The sequence below is a fragment of the Streptomyces sp. NPDC020807 genome (assembly GCF_040641575.1).
Taxonomy (GTDB): domain Bacteria; phylum Actinomycetota; class Actinomycetes; order Streptomycetales; family Streptomycetaceae; genus Streptomyces.
Map to the genome: position 1 here is coordinate 399,706 of NZ_JBFADU010000001.1, position 18,592 is coordinate 418,297.

General features: G+C 74.1%; 16 protein-coding genes and 1 riboswitch. Of the genes, 7 read left to right on the forward strand and 9 right to left on the reverse strand.

All coding sequences use genetic code 11. The features are described 5' to 3' along the window. Positions 1–35: 35 nt before the first annotated feature. Together AB0G79_RS01910 and AB0G79_RS01915 are read right to left on the reverse strand one after the other, a co-directional pair. A complete protein-coding gene (locus AB0G79_RS01910; protein WP_360798559.1) occupies positions 36–659 on the reverse strand; it encodes an FMN reductase in 624 nt (207 codons plus the stop codon). A 6-nt stretch (positions 660–665) separates the two neighbouring features. After that, positions 666–1,748, reverse strand: a complete 1,083-nt coding sequence (locus tag AB0G79_RS01915) for an LLM class flavin-dependent oxidoreductase (protein WP_360798562.1) — start codon at positions 1,746–1,748, stop codon at positions 666–668. Between the two features lie 141 nt (positions 1,749–1,889). Between AB0G79_RS01915 and AB0G79_RS01920 the strand changes: the two genes are divergently transcribed. The 4 genes from AB0G79_RS01920 (at position 1,890) to AB0G79_RS01935 (ending at position 5,045) form a co-directional block, all read left to right on the forward strand. Continuing rightward, entirely contained in the window at positions 1,890–2,033 is a 144-nt protein-coding gene (locus tag AB0G79_RS01920) for a DUF6126 family protein (RefSeq protein WP_360798565.1), read from the forward strand. A gap of 33 nt (positions 2,034–2,066) precedes the next feature. After that, a complete protein-coding gene (gene cbiE, locus AB0G79_RS01925; protein WP_360798568.1) occupies positions 2,067–3,299 on the forward strand; it encodes a precorrin-6y C5,15-methyltransferase (decarboxylating) subunit CbiE in 1,233 nt (410 codons plus the stop codon). 52 nt (positions 3,300–3,351) lie between these two features. Beyond that, a complete protein-coding gene (gene cobM / locus AB0G79_RS01930) occupies positions 3,352–4,101 on the forward strand; it encodes a precorrin-4 C(11)-methyltransferase (RefSeq protein ID WP_360798571.1) in 750 nt (249 codons plus the stop codon). 254 nt (positions 4,102–4,355) lie between these two features. Then, positions 4,356–5,045: a hypothetical protein gene (locus AB0G79_RS01935; RefSeq protein WP_360798573.1), complete on the forward strand. Its 690-nt coding sequence runs from the start codon at positions 4,356–4,358 to the stop codon at positions 5,043–5,045. A gap of 19 nt (positions 5,046–5,064) precedes the next feature. On the opposite strand, the gene AB0G79_RS01940 is transcribed toward AB0G79_RS01935, so the two are convergent. Together AB0G79_RS01940 and AB0G79_RS01945 are read right to left on the reverse strand one after the other, a co-directional pair. Beyond that, positions 5,065–5,616: a GNAT family protein gene (locus AB0G79_RS01940; RefSeq protein WP_360798576.1), complete on the reverse strand. Its 552-nt coding sequence runs from the start codon at positions 5,614–5,616 to the stop codon at positions 5,065–5,067. A gap of 41 nt (positions 5,617–5,657) precedes the next feature. Then, positions 5,658–6,833 (reverse strand): cobalt-precorrin-5B (C(1))-methyltransferase, encoded by a 1,176-nt coding sequence (locus AB0G79_RS01945; protein WP_360799161.1) that lies wholly within the window; start codon positions 6,831–6,833, stop codon positions 5,658–5,660. Positions 6,834–6,848: 15 nt separating this feature from the next. Between AB0G79_RS01945 and AB0G79_RS01950 the strand changes: the two genes are divergently transcribed. Beyond that, a complete protein-coding gene (locus AB0G79_RS01950) occupies positions 6,849–7,607 on the forward strand; it encodes a cobalt-precorrin-6A reductase (RefSeq protein ID WP_360799164.1) in 759 nt (252 codons plus the stop codon). Here the strand turns inward: AB0G79_RS01950 and AB0G79_RS01955 are convergent. Then, positions 7,570–7,839 carry a hypothetical protein gene (locus AB0G79_RS01955; RefSeq protein WP_360798579.1) on the reverse strand — a complete coding sequence of 90 codons (270 nt, stop codon included), beginning with the start codon at positions 7,837–7,839 and terminating at the stop codon, positions 7,570–7,572. The genes AB0G79_RS01950 and AB0G79_RS01955 overlap by 38 nt on opposite strands. A gap of 152 nt (positions 7,840–7,991) precedes the next feature. Here AB0G79_RS01955 and AB0G79_RS01960 point away from each other — a divergent pair, with 152 nt between their 5' ends. Next, positions 7,992–9,548 (forward strand): serine hydrolase, encoded by a 1,557-nt coding sequence (locus tag AB0G79_RS01960; RefSeq protein ID WP_360798581.1) that lies wholly within the window; start codon positions 7,992–7,994, stop codon positions 9,546–9,548. A 37-nt stretch (positions 9,549–9,585) separates the two neighbouring features. Here the strand turns inward: AB0G79_RS01960 and cobJ are convergent, their stop codons facing one another. From cobJ to AB0G79_RS01975, 3 genes are read right to left on the reverse strand one after another with little or no spacing between them, the layout of a single operon-like run. Next, the gene (gene cobJ, locus AB0G79_RS01965; protein ID WP_360798584.1) at positions 9,586–11,091 is read right to left on the reverse strand and encodes a precorrin-3B C(17)-methyltransferase; all 1,506 of its coding nucleotides are present in this window, start codon (positions 11,089–11,091) and stop codon (positions 9,586–9,588) included. Then, positions 11,088–11,741 carry a precorrin-8X methylmutase gene (locus AB0G79_RS01970; RefSeq protein WP_360798586.1) on the reverse strand — a complete coding sequence of 218 codons (654 nt, stop codon included), beginning with the start codon at positions 11,739–11,741 and terminating at the stop codon, positions 11,088–11,090. The genes cobJ and AB0G79_RS01970 overlap by 4 nt, the downstream gene beginning before the upstream one ends. A gap of 4 nt (positions 11,742–11,745) precedes the next feature. Further along, positions 11,746–13,011 carry a cobalamin biosynthesis protein CobG gene (locus tag AB0G79_RS01975; protein ID WP_360799166.1) on the reverse strand — a complete coding sequence of 422 codons (1,266 nt, stop codon included), beginning with the start codon at positions 13,009–13,011 and terminating at the stop codon, positions 11,746–11,748. Between the two features lie 79 nt (positions 13,012–13,090). Continuing rightward, positions 13,091–13,229, forward strand: a riboswitch (cobalamin riboswitch). 39 nt (positions 13,230–13,268) lie between these two features. Here AB0G79_RS01975 and cobN point away from each other — a divergent pair. Next, entirely contained in the window at positions 13,269–16,895 is a 3,627-nt protein-coding gene (cobN, locus tag AB0G79_RS01980; RefSeq protein WP_360799169.1) for a cobaltochelatase subunit CobN, read from the forward strand. On the opposite strand, the gene abc-f is transcribed toward cobN, so the two are convergent. After that, positions 16,892–18,508 carry a ribosomal protection-like ABC-F family protein gene (gene abc-f / locus AB0G79_RS01985; protein ID WP_360798589.1) on the reverse strand — a complete coding sequence of 539 codons (1,617 nt, stop codon included), beginning with the start codon at positions 18,506–18,508 and terminating at the stop codon, positions 16,892–16,894. The two genes, cobN and abc-f, sit on opposite strands and share 4 nt — an antisense overlap. Positions 18,509–18,592: the final 84 nt, after the last annotated feature.

Consider the following 18,592-nt stretch of genomic DNA (forward strand, 5'->3'; position numbering starts at 1 on the left):
AACCAGAGGAAATCACCTCAACCGTACATAGCGGGTCAATCGAATCGCAGGTCGGCCAGCTGCTGCTCGAAGGGGACGACCTCGTCCTCCTCCGTGCTCCGGGCCGGGCGGGCCGCGACCGTGTCGGCCAGTTCCCGGCCGGCGCGGGTGATCCGGGCGGGCAGGCCGTCCGTGTAGTCGTCGCCGCCCGTCCCCCAGTCCTCCGAGGCCGCGTACACGGCGGTCGGGATCGTGAGGGCCCGCAGGTAGGCGAAGAGCGGGCGCAGCGCGTGGTCCAGGACCAGCGAGTGGCGGGCCGTGCCGCCCGTCGCGCCGATGAGGACCGGCGTACCGGCCAGGGCGGTCGGGTCGATCAAGTCGAAGAACGACTTGAACAGGCCGCTGTAGGAGGCGGTGAAGACGGGGGTGACGGCGATGACGCCGTCCGCGCCCGTCACCTTGTCGATCGCCTCCTGGAGCGCGTCGGACGGGAAGCCGGTGACGAAGTTCTTCGCGATGTCGACGGCGAGGTCGCGCAGTTCGACGACCTCGACGTCCACCGCGAACTCCTGCTCCGCGAGCCGGTACCGGGCCGCCTGGAGCAGGCGGTCGGCGAGCAGCCGGGTGGAGGACGGGGCGCTGAGTCCGGCGGAGACGGCGACCAGTTTCAGGGTCTGCACGGCGGCTTACGCCTCCTTCTTCGACGCGAGGACGGACGGGTGGAGCGGGGCGGTCTCCGGGACGCCGGCGGGCCGCAGGTTCGCGAACTCCTTGCGCAGCACCGGGACGACCTCCTCGCCGAGGATGTCGAGCTGCTCCAGGACCGTCTTGAGCGGCAGCCCGGCGTGGTCGACCAGGAACAGCTGGCGCTGGTAGTCGCCCACGTAGTCGCGGAAGGACAGGGTCCGCTCGATGACCTCCTGCGGCGAGCCGACGGTCAGCGGCGTCTGGCTGCTGAACTCCTCCAGGGAGGGGCCGTGGCCGTAGACCGGCGCGTTGTCGAAGTACGGGCGGAACTCCCGTACCGCGTCCTGCGAGTTCTTCCGCATGAAGACCTGGCCGCCGAGGCCCACGACGGCCTGCTCGGCGGTGCCGTGGCCGTAGTGCGCGTACCGCTGCCGGTAGAGGCGGACCATCTTCTCGGTGTGCTGCTTGGGCCAGAAGATGTGGTTCGCGAAGAACCCGTCGCCGTAGTACGCGGCCTGCTCGGCGATCTCGGGGGAGCGGATCGAGCCGTGCCAGACGAACGGCGGGACGCCGTCGAGCGGGCGCGGGGTGGCGGTGAAGCCCTGGAGGGCCGTGCGGAACTTGCCCTCCCAGTCGACCACGTCCTCCCTCCACAGCTTGTGGAGGAGCGCGTAGTTCTCGATGGCGAGCGGGATGCCCTGGCGGATGTCCTGGCCGAACCACGGGTAGACCGGGCCGGTGTTGCCGCGGCCCATCATCAGGTCCACGCGGCCGTCGGCGAGGTGCTGGAGCGTCGCGTAGTCCTCGGCGATCTTCACCGGGTCGTTGGTGGTGATGAGGGTCGTGGAGGTGGAGAGGATCAGGTTCTCCGTGCGGGCGGCGATGTGCCCGAGGAGGGTCGTGGGGGAGGAGGGGACGAACGGCGGGTTGTGGTGCTCGCCGGTCGCGAAGACGTCGAGCCCGACCTCCTCGGCCTTGAGCGCGATGGCGACGGTGTTCTTGATGCGCTCGTGCTCGGTGGGGGTGCGGCCGGTGGTGGGGTCGGTCGTCACGTCGCCGACGGTGAAGATCCCGAACTGCATCGTGCTCACCTCTCGCGGGGCCAGGGGTCTGGGTCTGGCTCGTCGTTCTCTTGGTGGTTGAATCTTAAACTGCCTCGTCCAACGGCGCGACCCCTCTCCCTATTCCGCCACCCGCGAGGCCGCCCCCTTACCCTGGACCCCATGGCCGAGGAGAAGACGTTCGACAACGAACGCTGGAAGGAGCGGGGCGTGATGCTCCGCGTCTTCGTGTACGTCTTTGCCACGCACGCCTTCGCCGGCTTCGTCTGGCTCCTCTTCTACGTCGGGCAGAACGCCCAGAAGTAGGCCGCCGGCACCCCTCACGTAGAGTTCGGCGGCGTGAACGGTCTGATATCGGTGGAACCGGTGGTGTCGGTCGTCGGAATCGGCGCGGACGGCTGGGACGGGCTCCCCGAGAAATCCCGCCGCGTCCTGCGCGCCGCCGAGGTCCTGGTCGGCGCGCCCCGCCAGCTCGACCTCCTCGCGCCGGCCGCGTGCCCCGGCGAGCGCGTCGCCTGGCCCTCGCCGCTGCGGCCCGCCGTCCCCGGACTCGTCGCCGCGCACCGGGGCCGTACGATCGCCGTCCTGGCCAGCGGGGACCCGTCCTTCTACGGGATCGCCCGCACCCTGAGGGAGGCCCTGGGCGGCGCCGGGACCCTGGACGTCCACCCGCACCCGTCCTCCGTCTCGTACGCCTGCGCCCGCCTCGGCTGGCCCCTGGAGGCCGTCGAGACGCTCTCCCTCGTCGCCCGCCCCCTCGCCGCGCTCGCCGCGGCCCTCCACCCGGGACGGCGCCTCCTCGTCCTCGGCGAGGGCCCGGCCACCCCCGCCGAGGTCGCCGCGCACCTGCGCGCCACCGGCTGGGGCGGCACCCGGATCCGGGTCCTGGAACAGCTCGGCGGCCCCGCCGAGCGGATCCTCGACGGGACCGCCGCCGACTGGCCGTACGAGCGGACCGACGCGCTCCACGTCCTCGCCCTCGATCCCGTACGCGACCCGGGCACGCTCCGGCTCGGCGCCGCGCCCGGCCTGCCCGACGAGGCGTACGAGCACGACGGCCAGCTCACCAAGCGGTACGTCCGCGCCGCCACGCTCGCCGCGCTCGCCCCCGCCCCCGGCGAACTGCTCTGGGACATCGGCGGAGGCTCCGGCTCCATCGGCGTCGAGTGGATGCGGACCCACCGCGACTGCCGCGCGATCGCCGTCGAGAAGTCGCCCGAGCGGGCCGCCCGCATCAGCCGCAACGCCGACGCCCTCGGCGTCCCCGCCCTCCGGGTCGTCACCGCGAAGGCGCCCGAGGGGCTCGACGGGCTGCCCGTCCCCGACGCCGTCTTCATCGGCGGCGGCCTCACCGTCCCCGGCCTCCTCGACGCCTGCTGGGACGCCCTCCCGGCCGGCGGCCGGCTCGTCGCCAACACCGTGACGCTCGAATCCGAGGCGCTGCTCGCCGACCGCTACCGCAGCCACGGCGGCGAGCTGGTCCGGCTGGCCGTGTCCGCCGCCGTCCCGGTCGGCGGCTTCACCGGCTGGCGGCAGGCGATGCCCGTCACCCAGTGGTCCGTAACGAAGTAACGAAGTAACGAAGCATCGAAGTATCGAAGTAACCGAAGGGTTCTCCACGACAATGACCGTCTACTTCATCGGCGCAGGCCCCGGCGCGGCCGACCTCATCACCGTGCGCGGCGCGCGGACCCTCGCGAAGTGCGGCGTCTGCCTCTACGCGGGCTCCCTCGTCCCCACCGAGCTGCTCGCCGAGTGCCCGCCGGACGCGAAGCTGATCGACACCGCCCAGCTCGACCTGGACCGGATCGTCGCCGAGATCGCCGCCGCGCACGAGGCCGGGCAGGACGTGGCCCGCCTCCACTCGGGCGACCCCTCGGTCTTCAGCGCGGTCGCCGAGCAGATGCGGCGGCTCGACGCGCTCGACATCCCGTACGAGGTCGTGCCGGGCGTTCCGGCGTTCGCCGCGGCCGCGGCGGCGCTCAAGCGGGAGCTGACCGTGCCGACGGTCGGCCAGACGGTCATCCTCACCCGGATCGCCCAGCAGGCCACCCCGATGCCCGAGGGCGAGGACCTCGCCACGCTCGGCCGCAGCGGCGCGCTGCTCGTGCTCCACCTGGGTGCCCGTTACGTCGACCGGATCGTCTCCGAGCTGGTCCCGCACTACGGCCCGGACTGCCCGGCGGCTGTCGTCGCGATGGCGAGCCGGCCGGACGAGCTGGTGCTGCGCGGCACGCTGGAGGACATCGCGGAGCAGGTGAAGACGGCCGGGATCACGAAGACGGCGGTCATCATCGTGGGCCGGACGCTCGCGGCCTCGGAGTTCCGGGACAGCCACCTGTACGACCCGGCGCGGGAGCGGCACGTCTGCTGAACCGCGCGGGGACACGACGAGGGCCGGACCCCCACACGGGTCCGGCCTTCGTCGTCACTGCCGCGGTCAGGCGTTGGGACGCTTGCCGTGGTTCGCCTTCTTCTTCTTGCGGGCCCGCTTCTTGTTGCCGCGCTTCGCCATGGGAACGCCTCCCTGTCGGTGGGGGTCGGTCGGGTCTCCTGCGCTGTCGAGCCTAGGTTCGGCGGCGGGGGCCCGCACGTCGGTGTGCCGGAGGCAGGGTCTTCAATGGACCCGTGACCGTCTACGACGTCGCCCGGGCGCTGCCGGGCATCGAGGAACTGCGCGACCACAGCCGAGGGCTCGCGATGCTGGAAGCCGTGCTCTGCCCGGAGTGGGAGAGCCGGTACTACTCCTTCGACGCGAGCTGGTCGGAGTACGAGCAGCTGGCGTCCATGAAGGACGGCCAGGGCGACGAGTACACGATCGTGCTGTCGCCGGCGGGCGCGTTCGTCCGCGTCTTCGCCCACGAGTCGCCGCTGAGCCCGTTCGGCGAGCTCGCGGACGGGCAGACGTGGCCGGGGGTGCTCGACGGGGTGCCGGAGGCGTTCGCCGAGTACCTGACGGAGCCCGCGTTCACGGACGAGGACGGCGTGCACGTGACCACGGCCTGCCTGTGGCGCGAGCCGGCGGACACGGAGTGGCGGACCGGCACGGTCGCCTTCCCGGACGCGGGCGACGACGCCGCGGCGGAGGACCCGGACGGCTCCGGGCGCCTCCTCCACCTCCTCGTGGACCGCTCGGCGGAGGCGTACGCGGAGTGGGCCTCGGAGTACTACGACACCGAGGTCGACGTGGAAGCCGTACGGAAGGTCCTGGCGCTCACCCCGCTGACGGAGGAGCTCGTCGCGGCCCTCAACCCCGGGGTGAAGCTCGCGGACCTGGCGGAGGACATCGCGGAGATCGGCTACCCGGTCGGCCCGTGACCGGTCGGCCCGTGACCGGTCAGCCCCTGACCGGCCACTCCGGCGCGAGCACCGACATCACCGTCGCGTCGACCCGCTCGCCCTCCCACAGGAGCGCCCCGCGCAGGACGCCCTCCGTCGTGAAGCCGGCCTTCTCGTAGGCGCGGCGGGCGCGCGGGTTGAAGGCGTAGACCTCCAGGGAGATCCGGTGGAGGCCGAGCGCCTCGAAGCCGTACCCGACGACCAGCCGGGTCGCCTCCGTGCCGAGGCCCCGGCCCGTCACCTCCGGCACGAGCATGATCCGGAACGAGCAGCTCTCGTTGTCGGCGTCCCACTCGTTGAGGACCGCCTCCCCGACGACCCGGCCCGTCGCGCGCTCGACGACGGCGAGGTCGAGCCGGTCCGCCCGGTCGTTCCGGGAGCCGTACCACTTCCGGAGCGCGGGCTCGTCGAAGGTGGCGTGCGAGCCGGTCAGCCGCCGCACCTCGGCGTCCTCGAAGAGGGGGAGGAGCGCGGGGACGTCGGCCTCGGTGAGGGGCCGGAGGACGACGAGGCCGCCGGTGAGGGTGGGCTTGTGGAGGAAGTCGGGCATCCCCGGATCCTCCCCCGCCCCCGTGCGCCCTGTCGCCCGGATTACGCCCGGGCCGCCGGCCCCTCCACGGACGGCCCCTCCACGGACGACCGCCCGACGACCGCTCCGGCCCGGTCGATGCAGACCACGTCCACCGCCACCGGCGCGCCCCGGAGCACGGCGAGGGCCTCGTCGCGGGCGCGGGCGGCGACCAGGTCGCCGAGCGGGACCCCGGCGGCCTCGCAGAGCCGGAGGGCGGCGAGACCCGTGTTCGCGGCGGCGATCTCGGCCGCCAGGGCCTCGGACGCGCCGCCCGTACGGGCCAGGTCGGCGAGGAAGCCCTTGTCGACCTGCGAACGGGCCGAGTGGAGGTCGAGGTGGCCCGCGGCCAGCTTGGACAGCTTGGCGAAGCCGCCGCAGACCGTGAGCCGGCCGACCGGGTGGCGGCGGATGTACTTGAGGACGGCTCCCGCGAAGTCGCCCATGTCGAGGAGGGCGATCTCCGGCAGGTCGTACAGCTCGCGGACCGTCCGCTCGGACGTGGAGCCCGTACACCCGGCGACGTGCGTGAGACCGCCCGCGCGGGCCACGTCGACGCCCCGGCGGATCGAGTCGATCCACGCCGAGCAGGAGTACGGGACGACGACGCCGGTCGTGCCCAGGATGGACAGGCCGCCGAGGATGCCGATGCGCGGGTTCCACGTGGAACGGGCGATCTCTGCGCCGTTGTCGACGGAGACGGTGATCTCGACGTCGCCGGGGGCGCCGTGCGCGGCGGCGACGCGGGCCACGTGCTCGCGCATGAGCTGCCGGGGGACGGGGTTGATGGCCGGCTCGCCCACGTCCAGGGGGAGGCCGGGGAGGGTGACCGTGCCGACGCCCTCGCCCGCGCGGAAGACGACACCGGAACCGGGCGGCAGGAGCCGTACGGTCGAGCGGATGACGGCGCCGTGCGTGACGTCCGGATCGTCGCCGGCGTCCTTCACGACGGCGGCCATGGCGGACCGGCCCGACAGCTCCTCGGCGGTGAGCGCGAAGGCGGGCGTCTGCCCCTTCGGGAGGGTGATCGTCACCGGGTCGGGGAAGTCGCCGGTGAGGAGCGCGGTGTACGCGGCGGTGGTCGCCGCCGTCGCACAGGCACCGGTCGTCCAGCCGGGGCGCAGACCGGTGTGCTTGAGTTGGGCCTCGCGCCCGCCGCCCGACTGCTGGTCGCCCGACTGCTGGTCGCCCGACTTCATGAAGAGGCTCCTGTGCTGCACGTACTCATTCTCGGCGGGACCGCGGAGGCCCGCGCGCTCGCCGGACTGCTCCACGGGACGCCCGGAATCCGGGTGACGAGCTCCCTCGCGGGACGGGTGGCGAGCCCCCGGCTGCCGGCCGGGGAGGTCCGGATCGGCGGCTTCGGCGGGGCGGAGGGCCTCGCGGAGTGGCTGCGGGAGCACGCGGTGGACGCGGTCATCGACGCGACCCATCCTTTCGCCGAGCGGATCAGCTTCAACGCGGCCGGGGCGGCCGCCACCGCCCATGTTCCCCTGCTGGCCCTGCGCCGCCCCGGCTGGGTCCCGGTCGAGGGGGACGACTGGCGTGACGTGGCGTCCCTGGAGGAGGCGGCGCGGGCGCTCGACGGCCTCGGCGACCGCGTCTTCCTGACGACGGGCCGCCTCGGCCTCGCGACCTTCGCGGACTGCCCGCAGTGGTTCCTGGTCCGCTCGGTCGACGCCCCGGACACCCCGATGCCGGCCCGCACGGAACTCCTCCTGGCCCGCGGCCCGTTCGACCTGCCGGCCGAACGCGACCTGATCGCCCGTCACCGGATCGACGTCCTGGTGACGAAGGACAGCGGCGGCGCCGCGACCTCCCCCAAGCTGACCGCGGCCCGCGAAGCCGGCATCCCGGTCGTCGTCGTCCGCCGCCCCCCGGTCCCGGAGGGCGTCCCCGTGGCGACGACCCCGGAGGGGGCCGCCGCCTGGGCGGCTACGGCCGCTCGACCGGGGGCGTCCCGAGTTCGGTGACCTCGACCCAGTTCACGGCCGGATCCGTGACGTCGAGCGCGTTGCGCCAGTCGTCGATGGCGACGACGCCGTAGAGCACGTGCTCGCCGTCCGCCTCGCTCTCGTAGTAGTCCGCCCGCCACAAGGGGGAGTTGCAGGTGACGGCGGCGCCGGCCGGGGTGGCGGCGAGCAGCGCGCCGGAGGCGGCGAGGGCGGCGGTCGTGGCCACCGCGCTCAGCCGGGTACGAGTCATCACAGGGAGAGGGCCCTTTCCGGACCTACGGGGGGAAGCAGACATGCAGGGGGAAGGACGGTGCGGGTGGGGCCGGTGTTCCGCCGGACGCGCACTCTACCTGCGGGTTCCCTCCGCGCGACAGGGAGTTCCGGTCGGCGTTCAATGGAGGGGTGGGTACCGTCCGGTGGCTGGCATCGGCGGGGCTCGTGGCGGCGCTCCTGGGCGCCGGGCCGAGTCCCTCGCCCTCCCCTGAACCACCTCCTCCGCAACCGTCTCCCGTCCTCGACCAGGCCGATGTCGACCGGGCCGTCGGGCGGCTCGACGGGACCGTCGCCGAGCTGATGCGGCGCACGGGCGTCCCCGGGGTCTCCGTCGCCGTCGTGTACGAGGACAAGGTCGTCCACCTCAAGGGGTACGGGGTGCGCGAGGTCGGGAAGGACGCGCGGATCGACGCCGACACCGTGTTCCAGCTCGCTTCCGTGTCCAAGCCGATCGCCTCGACCGTCGTCTCCGGCGCGGTGGGTGTGGAGGGGTGGCAGAAGCCGGTCGGGCCGCTGCTTCCGGAGTTCCGGCTGAAGGATCCCTGGGTGAGCGCGCACGTCACCGCCGCCGATCTCTTCTCGCACCGGAGCGGACTGCCGGACCACGCCGGGGACCTGCTGGAGGACCTGGGGTACGACCAGGACTACATCCTGTCCCACCTGCGGTACGAGCCCCTGACGCCGTTCCGGGCCAGTTACGCCTACACCAACTTCGGGCTCACCGCCGCCGCCGAGGCCGTCGCCGCCGAGAAGGGCGTCCCCTGGGAGAAGCTCGCCGAGGACACCCTGTACCGGCCCGCGGGGATGGACGACACCAGTTCCCGCTTCCAGGACTTCGCCGACAACCCCGACCGCGCCCTCGGGCACGTGAAGGAGCCCGACGGGACCTGGAAGGCCCGGTACGTGCGGGACCCTGACGCGCAGTCGCCCGCCGGGGGCGTGAGCTCCTCCGCGCGCGACATGGCGGTCTGGCTCCGCCTCCAGCTCGGCAACGGCGAGCTCGACGGGCGTCGGATCGTCGACGAGGACGCGCTGACCCTCACCCACCACCCCGAGGCCGTCGCCTCCCCGCCGCACGCCCCCGCCGGGCGCACCGGCTTCTACGGCCTCGGCTGGAACGTCTCGTACGACGACGCGGGCCGGCTCCGCCTCTCGCACACCGGCGCCTTCGCGCTCGGCGCGCACACCAACGTGACGATGCTGCCCGGCGAGGAGCTCGGGATCGTCGTCCTCACCAACGGCGCCCCCGCCGGTCTCGCCGACACCGTCGCCCTCGACTTCTTCGACGTCGCCGAGAAGGGCGCGCCCAGCCGGGACTGGCTGCCGCTCGTCGACGGGCTCTACCAGGCGCAGGCCGACGCCGACCGGTCCGAGACCGACTACGCGAAGCCGCCGGCCGACCCGGCGCCCGCGAAGGAGGCCGGTGCCTACGTGGGGACGTACCGCAGCGACTACTACGGGGCGGCCGTCGTCGCCGAGGGGTCGGACGGCGGGCTCGTGCTGCGGCTCGGACCCGAGCCGCAGACCTACCGCCTGTCCCACTACGACGGGAACACCTTCTCCTTCCCGACCCGCGGGGAGAACGCCGTCGGGCTGACCGGCGTCACGTTCTCGCCCGACGGGAAGACGGTCGAGGTCGAGTACCTCGACCGGGAGGGGCTCGGCACCTTCACCCGTACCGGCTAGCTCATCCCTACCGGCTAGCTCATCCCTACCGGCTGAGTCACCCGTACCGGCGAGGCGTCCAGGCGATCGTGCGGCCGTCGCCGCGCTCGACCGCCCGCGTCTGCGAGGAGCCGACGAGGAGCAGCGTCCGCATGTCGACCTCGGACGGCTCCAGGGACTTGAGGGTGACGACGCGCACCGACTGCTCGGGGCCGCCGACGTCGCGGGCGACGACCACCGGGGTCTCCGGGTCGCGGAGTTCGAGCAGGAGGTCGCGGGCGGCGGCCACCTGGTGCGTACGGGACTTGGAGCCCGGGTTGTACAGGGCGATGACGAGGTCGGCGCCGGCCGCCGCGCGCAGCCGGGCCTCGATGACGTCCCAGGGCTTGAGGCGGTCCGAGAGGGAGATCGTGGCGTAGTCGTGGCCGAGCGGGGCGCCGGCCGCCGCCGCGGCCGCGTTCGCCGCGGTCACGCCGGGGAGGACCCGTACGGGCACGTCGGCGTACTCGGGCTCGCAGGCGACCTCCAGGACGGCCGTCGCCATGGCGAAGACGCCCGGGTCGCCGCCGGAGACGACCGCGACCTTCTTCCCGCGCCGGGCGAGGTCGAGCGCGAACTCGGCCCGTTCCGACTCGACCTTGTTGTCGGAGCCGTGCCGGACCTGGCCGGGGCGCAGGACCGGGACGCGGTCGAGGTAGGTGGTGTAGCCGACGAGGACGTCGGCGTTGACGAGCGCGCCGCGCGACTCGGGGGTCAGCCAGGGCGCGCCGGCGGGGCCGGTGCCGACGACGGTGACCTCGCCCCGCTCGCGTACGGGCGCCTCCTGGTCGATGCGGGAGGGCAGCACGGCGACGGAGAAGTACGGGACCGACTCGGGGGCGATCTCGGCAAGGACGCCGGTGCGCTCGCCGGCCATGAACGCCCGCTCCACGTACCGCGCGTCGTCGAGGCGGCCCGCGCGTTCCAGGGCGCGCCGGACCGTGGGGAAGGTGCGGCCGAGCTTCATCACGACCGCCGAGTCGGTGCCCGCGAGACGGGCCGTCAGCTCGTCCTCCGGCAGGGTGCCGGGGATGATCGTGAGGACCTCCTCCGCCTCGCACAGCGGCTCGCCGAGCCGGGCGGCGGCGGCGCTCACCGAGGTCACGCCGGGGATGACGGTCGTGTCGTAGCGGTCCGCGAGCCGCTTGTGCATGTGCTGGTACGAGCCGTAGAACAGCGGGTCGCCCTCGGCGAGCACGGCGACGGTGCGGCCCGCGTCGAGGTGGGCGGCGAGCCGGGCCGCGGCCTCCTCGTAGAAGTCGTCGAGGGCGCCCCGGTAGCCGCCGGGGTGGTCCGTGGTCTCGACGGTGAGCGGGTACACGAGCCGCTCCTCGACGTGGTCCTCGCGGAGGTGCTCGGCCGCGATGGAGCGGGCGATCGAGCGGCCGTGGCGGGCCGAGTGGTAGGCGACGACGTCGGCCTCGGCGATGGCCTTCACGGCCGCCACCGTCATGAGGTTCGGGTCGCCGGGGCCGAGCCCGACCCCGTACAGCTTGCCCTGAGGGGTGCCCTTCGGGGTGCTCATGCCTGTATCTCCGCTTCGTGCGCGAGCGCGTTGAGGGCGGCGGCCGTCATGGCGCTGCCGCCGCGCCGGCCCCGTACGACGAGGTATTCGAGGCCGAGGCCGTTCTCGGCGAGGGCGTCCTTCGACTCGGCGGCGCCGATGAAGCCGACCGGGATGCCGAGGACGGCGGCGGGCCTGCCCGCGCCCTTCGCGACCATCTCCAGGAGGTGGAAGAGCGCGGTGGGCGCGTTGCCGATGGCGACGACGGAGCCTTCGAGGCGGTCGCGCCAGAGTTCGAGCGCGGCGGCCGAGCGGGTGGTGCCGAGCTCGGCGGCGAGGCCGGGGACGGCCGGGTCGGAGAGCGCGCAGAGCACCTCGTTGTCGGCGGGCAGCCGTTTGCGGGTGACGCCGCTGGCCACCATCTGGGCGTCGCAGAGGATCGGCGCGCCGGCCTGGAGGGCGGCGCGGGCGTCCGCGACGACCCGCGACGAGTAGGCGATATCGCTGACGAGGTCGGTCATGCCGCAGGCGTGGATCATCCGGACCGCCACCTGGGCGACGTCGGCGGGCAGGCCGTCGAGGTCCGCCTCGGCGCGGATCGTGGCAAAGGACCGGCGGTAGATCTCCGTCCCGTCCTTCTCGTAGTCGAACATCCTGGTGCTCTCGCTCATCTCGTCATCGGGTGGTGGCCGTGGTGGTCGTGCGGGCCGTGGTGACGGCTTCGTGCAGGGCGGTACGGGGGGTGGGGGCGCCGTTCACCAGGTACGCGCCGTCGGCGGTGGCGACGACGTCGACCCAGGTGCCGTGCGGGTGGCCGCAGCGGCGCTCGCAGCCGGAGTAGTGGACGGGCGTGCCCGCTCCGGGCAGGCCGCGCGCCGGGGCCGGGACGGCGTCGGCGCGGACGTCCGCGAGGGACTTGGCGCAGCCGGGGCGGCCGGTGCAGGCGGTCACGTTCACCCAGGGGGAGCCGGGGTCGGTGATCAGGCCGTGGGCGGCGAGCCGGTCGGTGCCGGCCGTGGTGCCCACGACCACCGCGCCGCGCCACGGCGTCAGCCGTACCTCTTCGGCGGGCAGCAGCGCCCGCAGCTGCGCGGCGGTGAGGCGGCCGAGGGGCGCGAGGACGTACAGGGCGCGGGCGCCGAGCGGCCCGGGCGCGGGCGGTCCTCCGTAGAGCAGGAGCGAGGCGGCAGGGGTGACGGGCTCCGCCGCGATCCCGGCCCGCGCGAGGGCGCCGGCCAGGTCGGGGGCGTGGCCGTCGGGGAGTTCCCCGACCCGCCAGGCGCCGGTTCCGGCCGCGCGGGCCGCGTCGAGGAAGGCCCCGGCGGCGGTGAGCGCGGCGCGGGCGGCGTCGGTCCCGGCGACGTGGTACGCCTGCCCGCCGACGTACAGCCGTGCGCGGCCCGCCTCCACTGCGACCAAGGTCACATCGCCGCCGAGCCCCGCCACGTCCCCGCGGCCGTCGTCGAGGACGAAGAGGAAACGGCCGGAAAGCGCCGCCGCCCAGGGGGCGGCGCAGAGGAGGGCGTCGAGTTCGCGGGCCCACAACTGGACCTCGGGGCCGCCGAGTCCGTCGAGTCCCGCGGCGGGGGAGACGACGATGTTGCGGACGCGTTCGTGCGTGGCGGAGGGCAGCAGGCCCGCGTCCGCGAGGAGCGCGGCGAGCTCCGTCCCGCAGCCGTCCGCCAGGCCGCGGAGCTCGGCGTTGCCCCGGGAGGTGACGCTCACCGAGCCGTCGCCCAGGGTCTCCGCCGCGTGCGCGAGGACCTCCACCTGACGTGCCGTCAAACGCCCTGCGGGAAGCCGGAGTCGAGCCAGGCCGCCGTCGTCGGCGGCGTGCAGGCGCAGCGCGCCGGGGCAGGCATCGCCACGGTCCCGGGCGGACGGTTCGTTCCGCTGGGGCTTCGGGGACGGGGGCGGGGTGGGCGGCATGGCGGCGAGCATACCCACGGGACAGGAGGCCCTCACCGGGTGTGATCCGGCCGACTCCCCGTCTCCCTTCGGCCCGTCCCCGGCACGATCTAGGATGCGGGAAGGCATGGGGTCCCAGGGCCCCGGGGAGGAAGCCCGGTGAGAATCCGGCGCGGTCCCGCCACTGTGAGCCCGTACCGGCCTGGCCGGTACGGGTGAGTCAGGAACTCCCCGCCGACACCACGACCACCCGGGGCGCGGACAACCCCGAGGAAGGGCCTGCGCCTGCCATGCTCCTGCTGCTGTCGCACTCCGACACCGACCTGCTCAGCGCCCGCGCGGCCGACGCCGCGGCGGACGGGGACGGTCCCGCGTACCGCTTCGCCAACCCCTCCCGGCTTCCCCTCGCCGACCTGCCCGGCCTCCTCGACGGCGTCGAGCTCGTCGTCGTCCGCCTCCTCGGCGGCCTGCGCTCCTGGCAGGAGGGGCTCGACGCGATCCACGCCGCCGGAAAGCCGGTCGTCGTGCTCAGCGGCGAACAGGCCCCCGACGCGCAGCTGATGGAGGCCTCGACGGTCCCCGTCGGCGTCGCGACCGAGGCGCACGCCTACCTCGCGCACGGCGGCCCCGCGAACCTGACGCAGCTGGCCCGCTTCCTCTCCGACACCGTGCTCCTCACCGGTCACGGCTTCGAGGCCCCGGCCGCCGCCCCCACCTGGGGTCCCCTGGAGCGCACCCCCCGCCGCACCGACGGCCCGACGGTCGCCGTGCTCTACTACCGCGCCCACCACATGAGCGGGAACACCGCCTTCGTCGACGCCCTCTGCGACGCCGTCGAGGACGCCGGGGCCCAGGCGCTGCCGCTGTACGTGGCCTCGCTGCGCGCCCCCGAGGAGGAGCTCGTCGAGACGCTCCGCGGCGCCGACGCGATCGTCACGACCGTCCTCGCCGCCGGCGGTACGAAGCCCGCCGAGGCGCAGGCCGGCGGCGACGAGGAGGCCTGGGACGCGGGGGCGCTCGCCGCGCTCGACGTGCCGATCCTCCAGGCGCTCTGCCTGACCGGTTCGCGGTCCGCCTGGGAGGAGAACGACGAGGGCCTCTCGCCGCTCGACGCCGCCAGCCAGGTGGCCGTGCCCGAGTTCGACGGCCGCCTCATCACCGTCCCGTTCTCCTTCAAGGAGATCGACGCCGACGGCCTGCCCGCGTACGTCGCCGACGCCGAGCGCGCGGCCCGCGTCGCCGGGATCGCCGTCCGGCACGCCCGGCTCCGCCACATCCCGAACGCCGAGAAGAAGCTCGCGCTCGTCCTCTCCGCGTACCCCACCAAGCACTCCCGCATCGGCAACGCCGTCGGTCTCGACACCCCCGCCTCCGCCGTCGCCCTGCTGCGCCGACTGATCGCCGAGGGGTACGACTTCGGGCCCGAGGCCGACCTGCCCGGCCTGGTCTCCGGCGACGGCGACGAGCTGATCTACGCCCTCATCGAGGCCGGCGGCCATGACCAGGACTGGCTGACCGAGGAGCAGCTCGCGAGGAACCCGGTCCGCATCCCGGCCGCCGACTACAAGCGCTGGTACGCGACGCTCCCGGCCGAGCTGCGCGAGCAGGTCGAGGAGCACTGGGGCCCGGCGCCGGGCGAGATGTTCCTCGACCGGTCCCGCAATCCGGAGGGCGACATCGTCCTCGCGGCGCTGCGGCGCGGGAACCTGCTGATCCTCATCCAGCCGCCGCGCGGCTTCGGCGAGAACCCGATCGCGATCTACCACGACCCCGATCTGCCGCCGTCCCACCACTACCTGGCCGCCTACCGGTGGATCGCCGCCCGCGAGGACGACGGCGGCTTCGGCGCCGACGCGATGGTCCACCTCGGCAAGCACGGCAACCTGGAGTGGCTGCCGGGCAAGAACGCCGGCCTGTCCGCCGCCTGCGGCCCGGACGCGGCGCTCGGCGACATCCCGCTGATCTACCCGTTCCTCGTCAACGACCCGGGCGAGGGCACCCAGGCCAAGCGGCGCGTGCACGCGACCCTCGTCGACCACCTGGTGCCGCCGATGGCCCGCGCCGACTCGTACGGCGACATCGCGCGCCTGGAGCAGCTGCTCGACGAGTACGCGCAGATCTCCTCCATGGACCCGTCGAAGCTGCCCGCGATCCGCGCGCAGATCTGGACGCTGATCCAGGCGGCGAAGCTCGACCACGACCTCGGCATGGAGGACCGCCCGGAGGACGACGGCTTCGACGACTTCCTCCTGCACGTCGACGGCTGGCTGTGCGAGGTCAAGGACGCGCAGATCCGCGACGGCCTGCACGTCCTCGGCGGGGCGCCGGCGGGCGAGGCCCGGGTCAACCTGGTCCTGTCGATCCTGCGCGCCCGTCAGATCTGGGGCGGCACCCAGGCGCTGCCGGGCCTGCGCGAGGCGCTCGGCCTCGACGAGTCCGCGCCGACGCGCACGGACGCGGACGCCGTGGAGGCGGAGGCCCGCGCCCTCGTCGAGGCGATGGAGGCGGCGGACTGGGCGCCGGAGGCCGTCGGGACGGTCGCCGCGGCGTACGGCTCCGAGGTCCGCGACGTCCTGGACTTCGCGGTCCGCCAGGTCGTCCCGCGCCTCGCCGCGACCACCGACGAGCTGACGCACGCGGTGCACGCCCTCAACGGCGGCTTCGTCCCGGCGGGCCCGTCGGGCTCCCCGCTCCGCGGGCTGGTCAACGTCCTGCCGACCGGCCGGAACTTCTACTCGGTCGACCCGAAGGCCGTCCCGTCCCGCCTCGCGTGGGAGACGGGCCAGGCGCTCGCCGACTCGCTCCTCACCCGCTACCGCGACGACAACGGCTCGTGGCCGACCTCCGTCGGCCTCTCCCTGTGGGGGACGAGCGCGATGCGCACGGCGGGCGACGACGTCGCCGAGGCGCTCGCGCTGCTCGGCGTCCGCCCGCTGTGGGACGACGCCTCGCGCCGCGTGAACGGCCTGGAGCCGATCCCGCTCGCCGAGCTCGGCCGCCCGCGCATCGACGTCACGCTCCGCATCTCGGGCTTCTTCCGCGACGCGTTCCCGCACGTCATCGGCCTCCTCGACGACGCCGTCCGGCTGGTCGCCGGGCTCGCGGACGAGTCCGCCGAGGACAACTACGTCCGGGCGCACGCGCAGGCCGACCTCGCGGAGCACGGCGACGAGCGCCGCGCCACGACCCGCATCTTCGGCTCGCGGCCCGGCACGTACGGCGCTGGCATCCTCCAGCTCATCGACTCCCGCGACTGGCGCACGGACGCGGACCTGGCCGAGGTGTACACGGTCTGGGGCGGGTACGCGTACGGCCGGGGTCTCGAAGGCCGCCCCGCGCGCGCCGAGATGGAGACCGCGTACAAGCGGATCGCGGTGGCCGCGAAGAACACGGACACCCGCGAGCACGACATCGCGGACTCGGACGACTACTTCCAGTACCACGGCGGCATGGTCGCGACCGTCCGCGCGCTGAAGGGCACGGCCCCCGAGGCGTACATCGGCGACTCGACCCGTCCCGAGACCGTCCGCACCCGCACCCTCGTCGAGGAGACCTCCCGGGTCTTCCGCGCCCGCGTGGTCAACCCGCGCTGGATCGAGGCGATGCGCCGCCACGGCTACAAGGGCGCGTTCGAGCTGGCGGCGACCGTCGACTACCTCTTCGGGTACGACGCCACGACGGGCGTCGTCGCCGACTGGATGTACGACAAGCTCACCCAGGAGTACGTCCTCGACGCCGAGAACCAGGCCTTCCTGAAGGAGGCCAACCCCTGGGCCCTGCACGGCATCGCGGAGCGCCTCCTCGAAGCCGAGTCCCGCGGCATGTGGGAGAAGCCGGACCCGGAGACCCTGGCCGCCCTGCGCCAGGTGTTCCTGGAGACGGAGGGCGACCTGGAGGGCCCGGAGGACGAGGACTAACTCCTCACGGGGGTCGTCGCCGGGGCCAGTTCCAGGCGCCGGCCCCGGAAACCCTCCCTCAGCCGTCGGTCGTGGCTGACCACGACCAGCGTGCCCCGGTACTCCGCGAGCGCCGCCTCGATCTCCTCCACCAGAGCCGGTGCGAGGTGGTTGGTCGGCTCGTCGAGGAGGAGCAGGTCGGCGGGTGAGGTCACGAGCAGGGCCAGTTCCAGCTTCCGGCGCTGGCCCGTGGAGAGGAGACGGACCGGAGTCGCGAGATCCCGGGCGGCGAAGAGTCCGAGGGCGAGCAGCTCGTCCTCCCGGCCTTCACCGAAAGCCTCGCTCACCGTACGGGGGTCGGTGGGCGGGGCCGTCTCCTGCCGGAGCGTCCCGACGCGGGCGGTCGCCGATCGTGTCACGGTCCGCACCGCGCCCGCGTCCGGCGCGAGCTCTCCGGCGAGCACCTTCAGGAGCGTCGTCTTCCCGGCGCCGTTCGGTCCGGTGACGAGCAGCCTTTCGCCCGGCTCCAGGTGGAGGGCGTCGAGCCGCAGCCGGCCGTCCACCCGTACGCCCGTGAGGTCGACGGCCGCGCCCTCGCCCGCGAGCTCCGCGCGGAACCGCAGCGGGTCCGGCGGGGCGGGCACGGGCCGTGCGGACAGCCGGGCGAGCTTCTCGCGGGCGGCCCTGATCCTGCTCATGGCCCCGTGCGCCCGGGACCGGGCCCGGAAGGCGCCCGCGCCGCTGAACGCGGCGGGTGCCTTGCGCGGGATCGCCGAGAACCGGTCGATGTGCGTGTCCGCGAGCGCCCGGTACCGGGCGGTCTCCTCCTTCCACTCCTCGTGCTCCCGCTGCCTGCGGGCCCGTTCGGCGGCGCGTCCGGCGAGGTAGCCGCCGTACCCGTCGCCGTACCGGCGGACGGTGTGGCGGTCCTCGTCGACCTCCAGGACGGCGGTGGTGACCCGGTCGAGGAAGACCCGGTCGTGGGAGACGGCGACGACCGTTCCCCGGTGGGCCCGGAGCCGTTCCTCCAGCCATGCCACGGCCTCGTCGTCGAGGTCGTTCGTCGGCTCGTCGAGCAGCAGCAGCTCGGGTTCGGCGGCGAGGACGGCGGCGAGCGCGAGCCGGGACCGCTGCCCGCCGGAGAGCGTTCCGAGGGGGCGGGCGCGGTCGAGCGGTCCGGGCTCCCCGAGCCGCCGGAGCGTGGCCTCGACGCGCCGGTCGGCCCCGGCGCCGCCGCGCGCCTCGTAGCGGGCGAGCAGCGCCGCGTACCCGTCGAGGTCGCCGCTGGTGGCGAGTGCCGCCTCGGCCGCCCCGATGGCCCGCTCCAGGGCCCGCACGTCGGCGAGGGCCTCGTCGACGGCGTCCCCGACGGTGGCGGTCCCGGGCAGGTCCAGGGTCTGGGCGAGGTGTCCGACGCCGCCGGGGGACTCGACGGTCACGGTGCCGTTGTCGGCGGTCTCCGCCCCGGCGAGCAGCCGCAGCAGGGTCGACTTGCCCGAGCCGTTGTCCCCGACGATCCCGAGCCGCTCGCCGGGGCGGACGGAGAAGGAGACGCGGTCGAGCACGGTGCGCGGCTCAGGGGTGAGCGGCTGGTCGAAGCGCTTGGTGACGTCGGTGAGATGGGCACGGAACAAGGGCGGTCTCCTGACCTGGGCGACAAGGGCGGCGCAGCCCGTAGGCTGCACGAGACGTCTCGTCTCGTTTCCTCGAAGGTACGC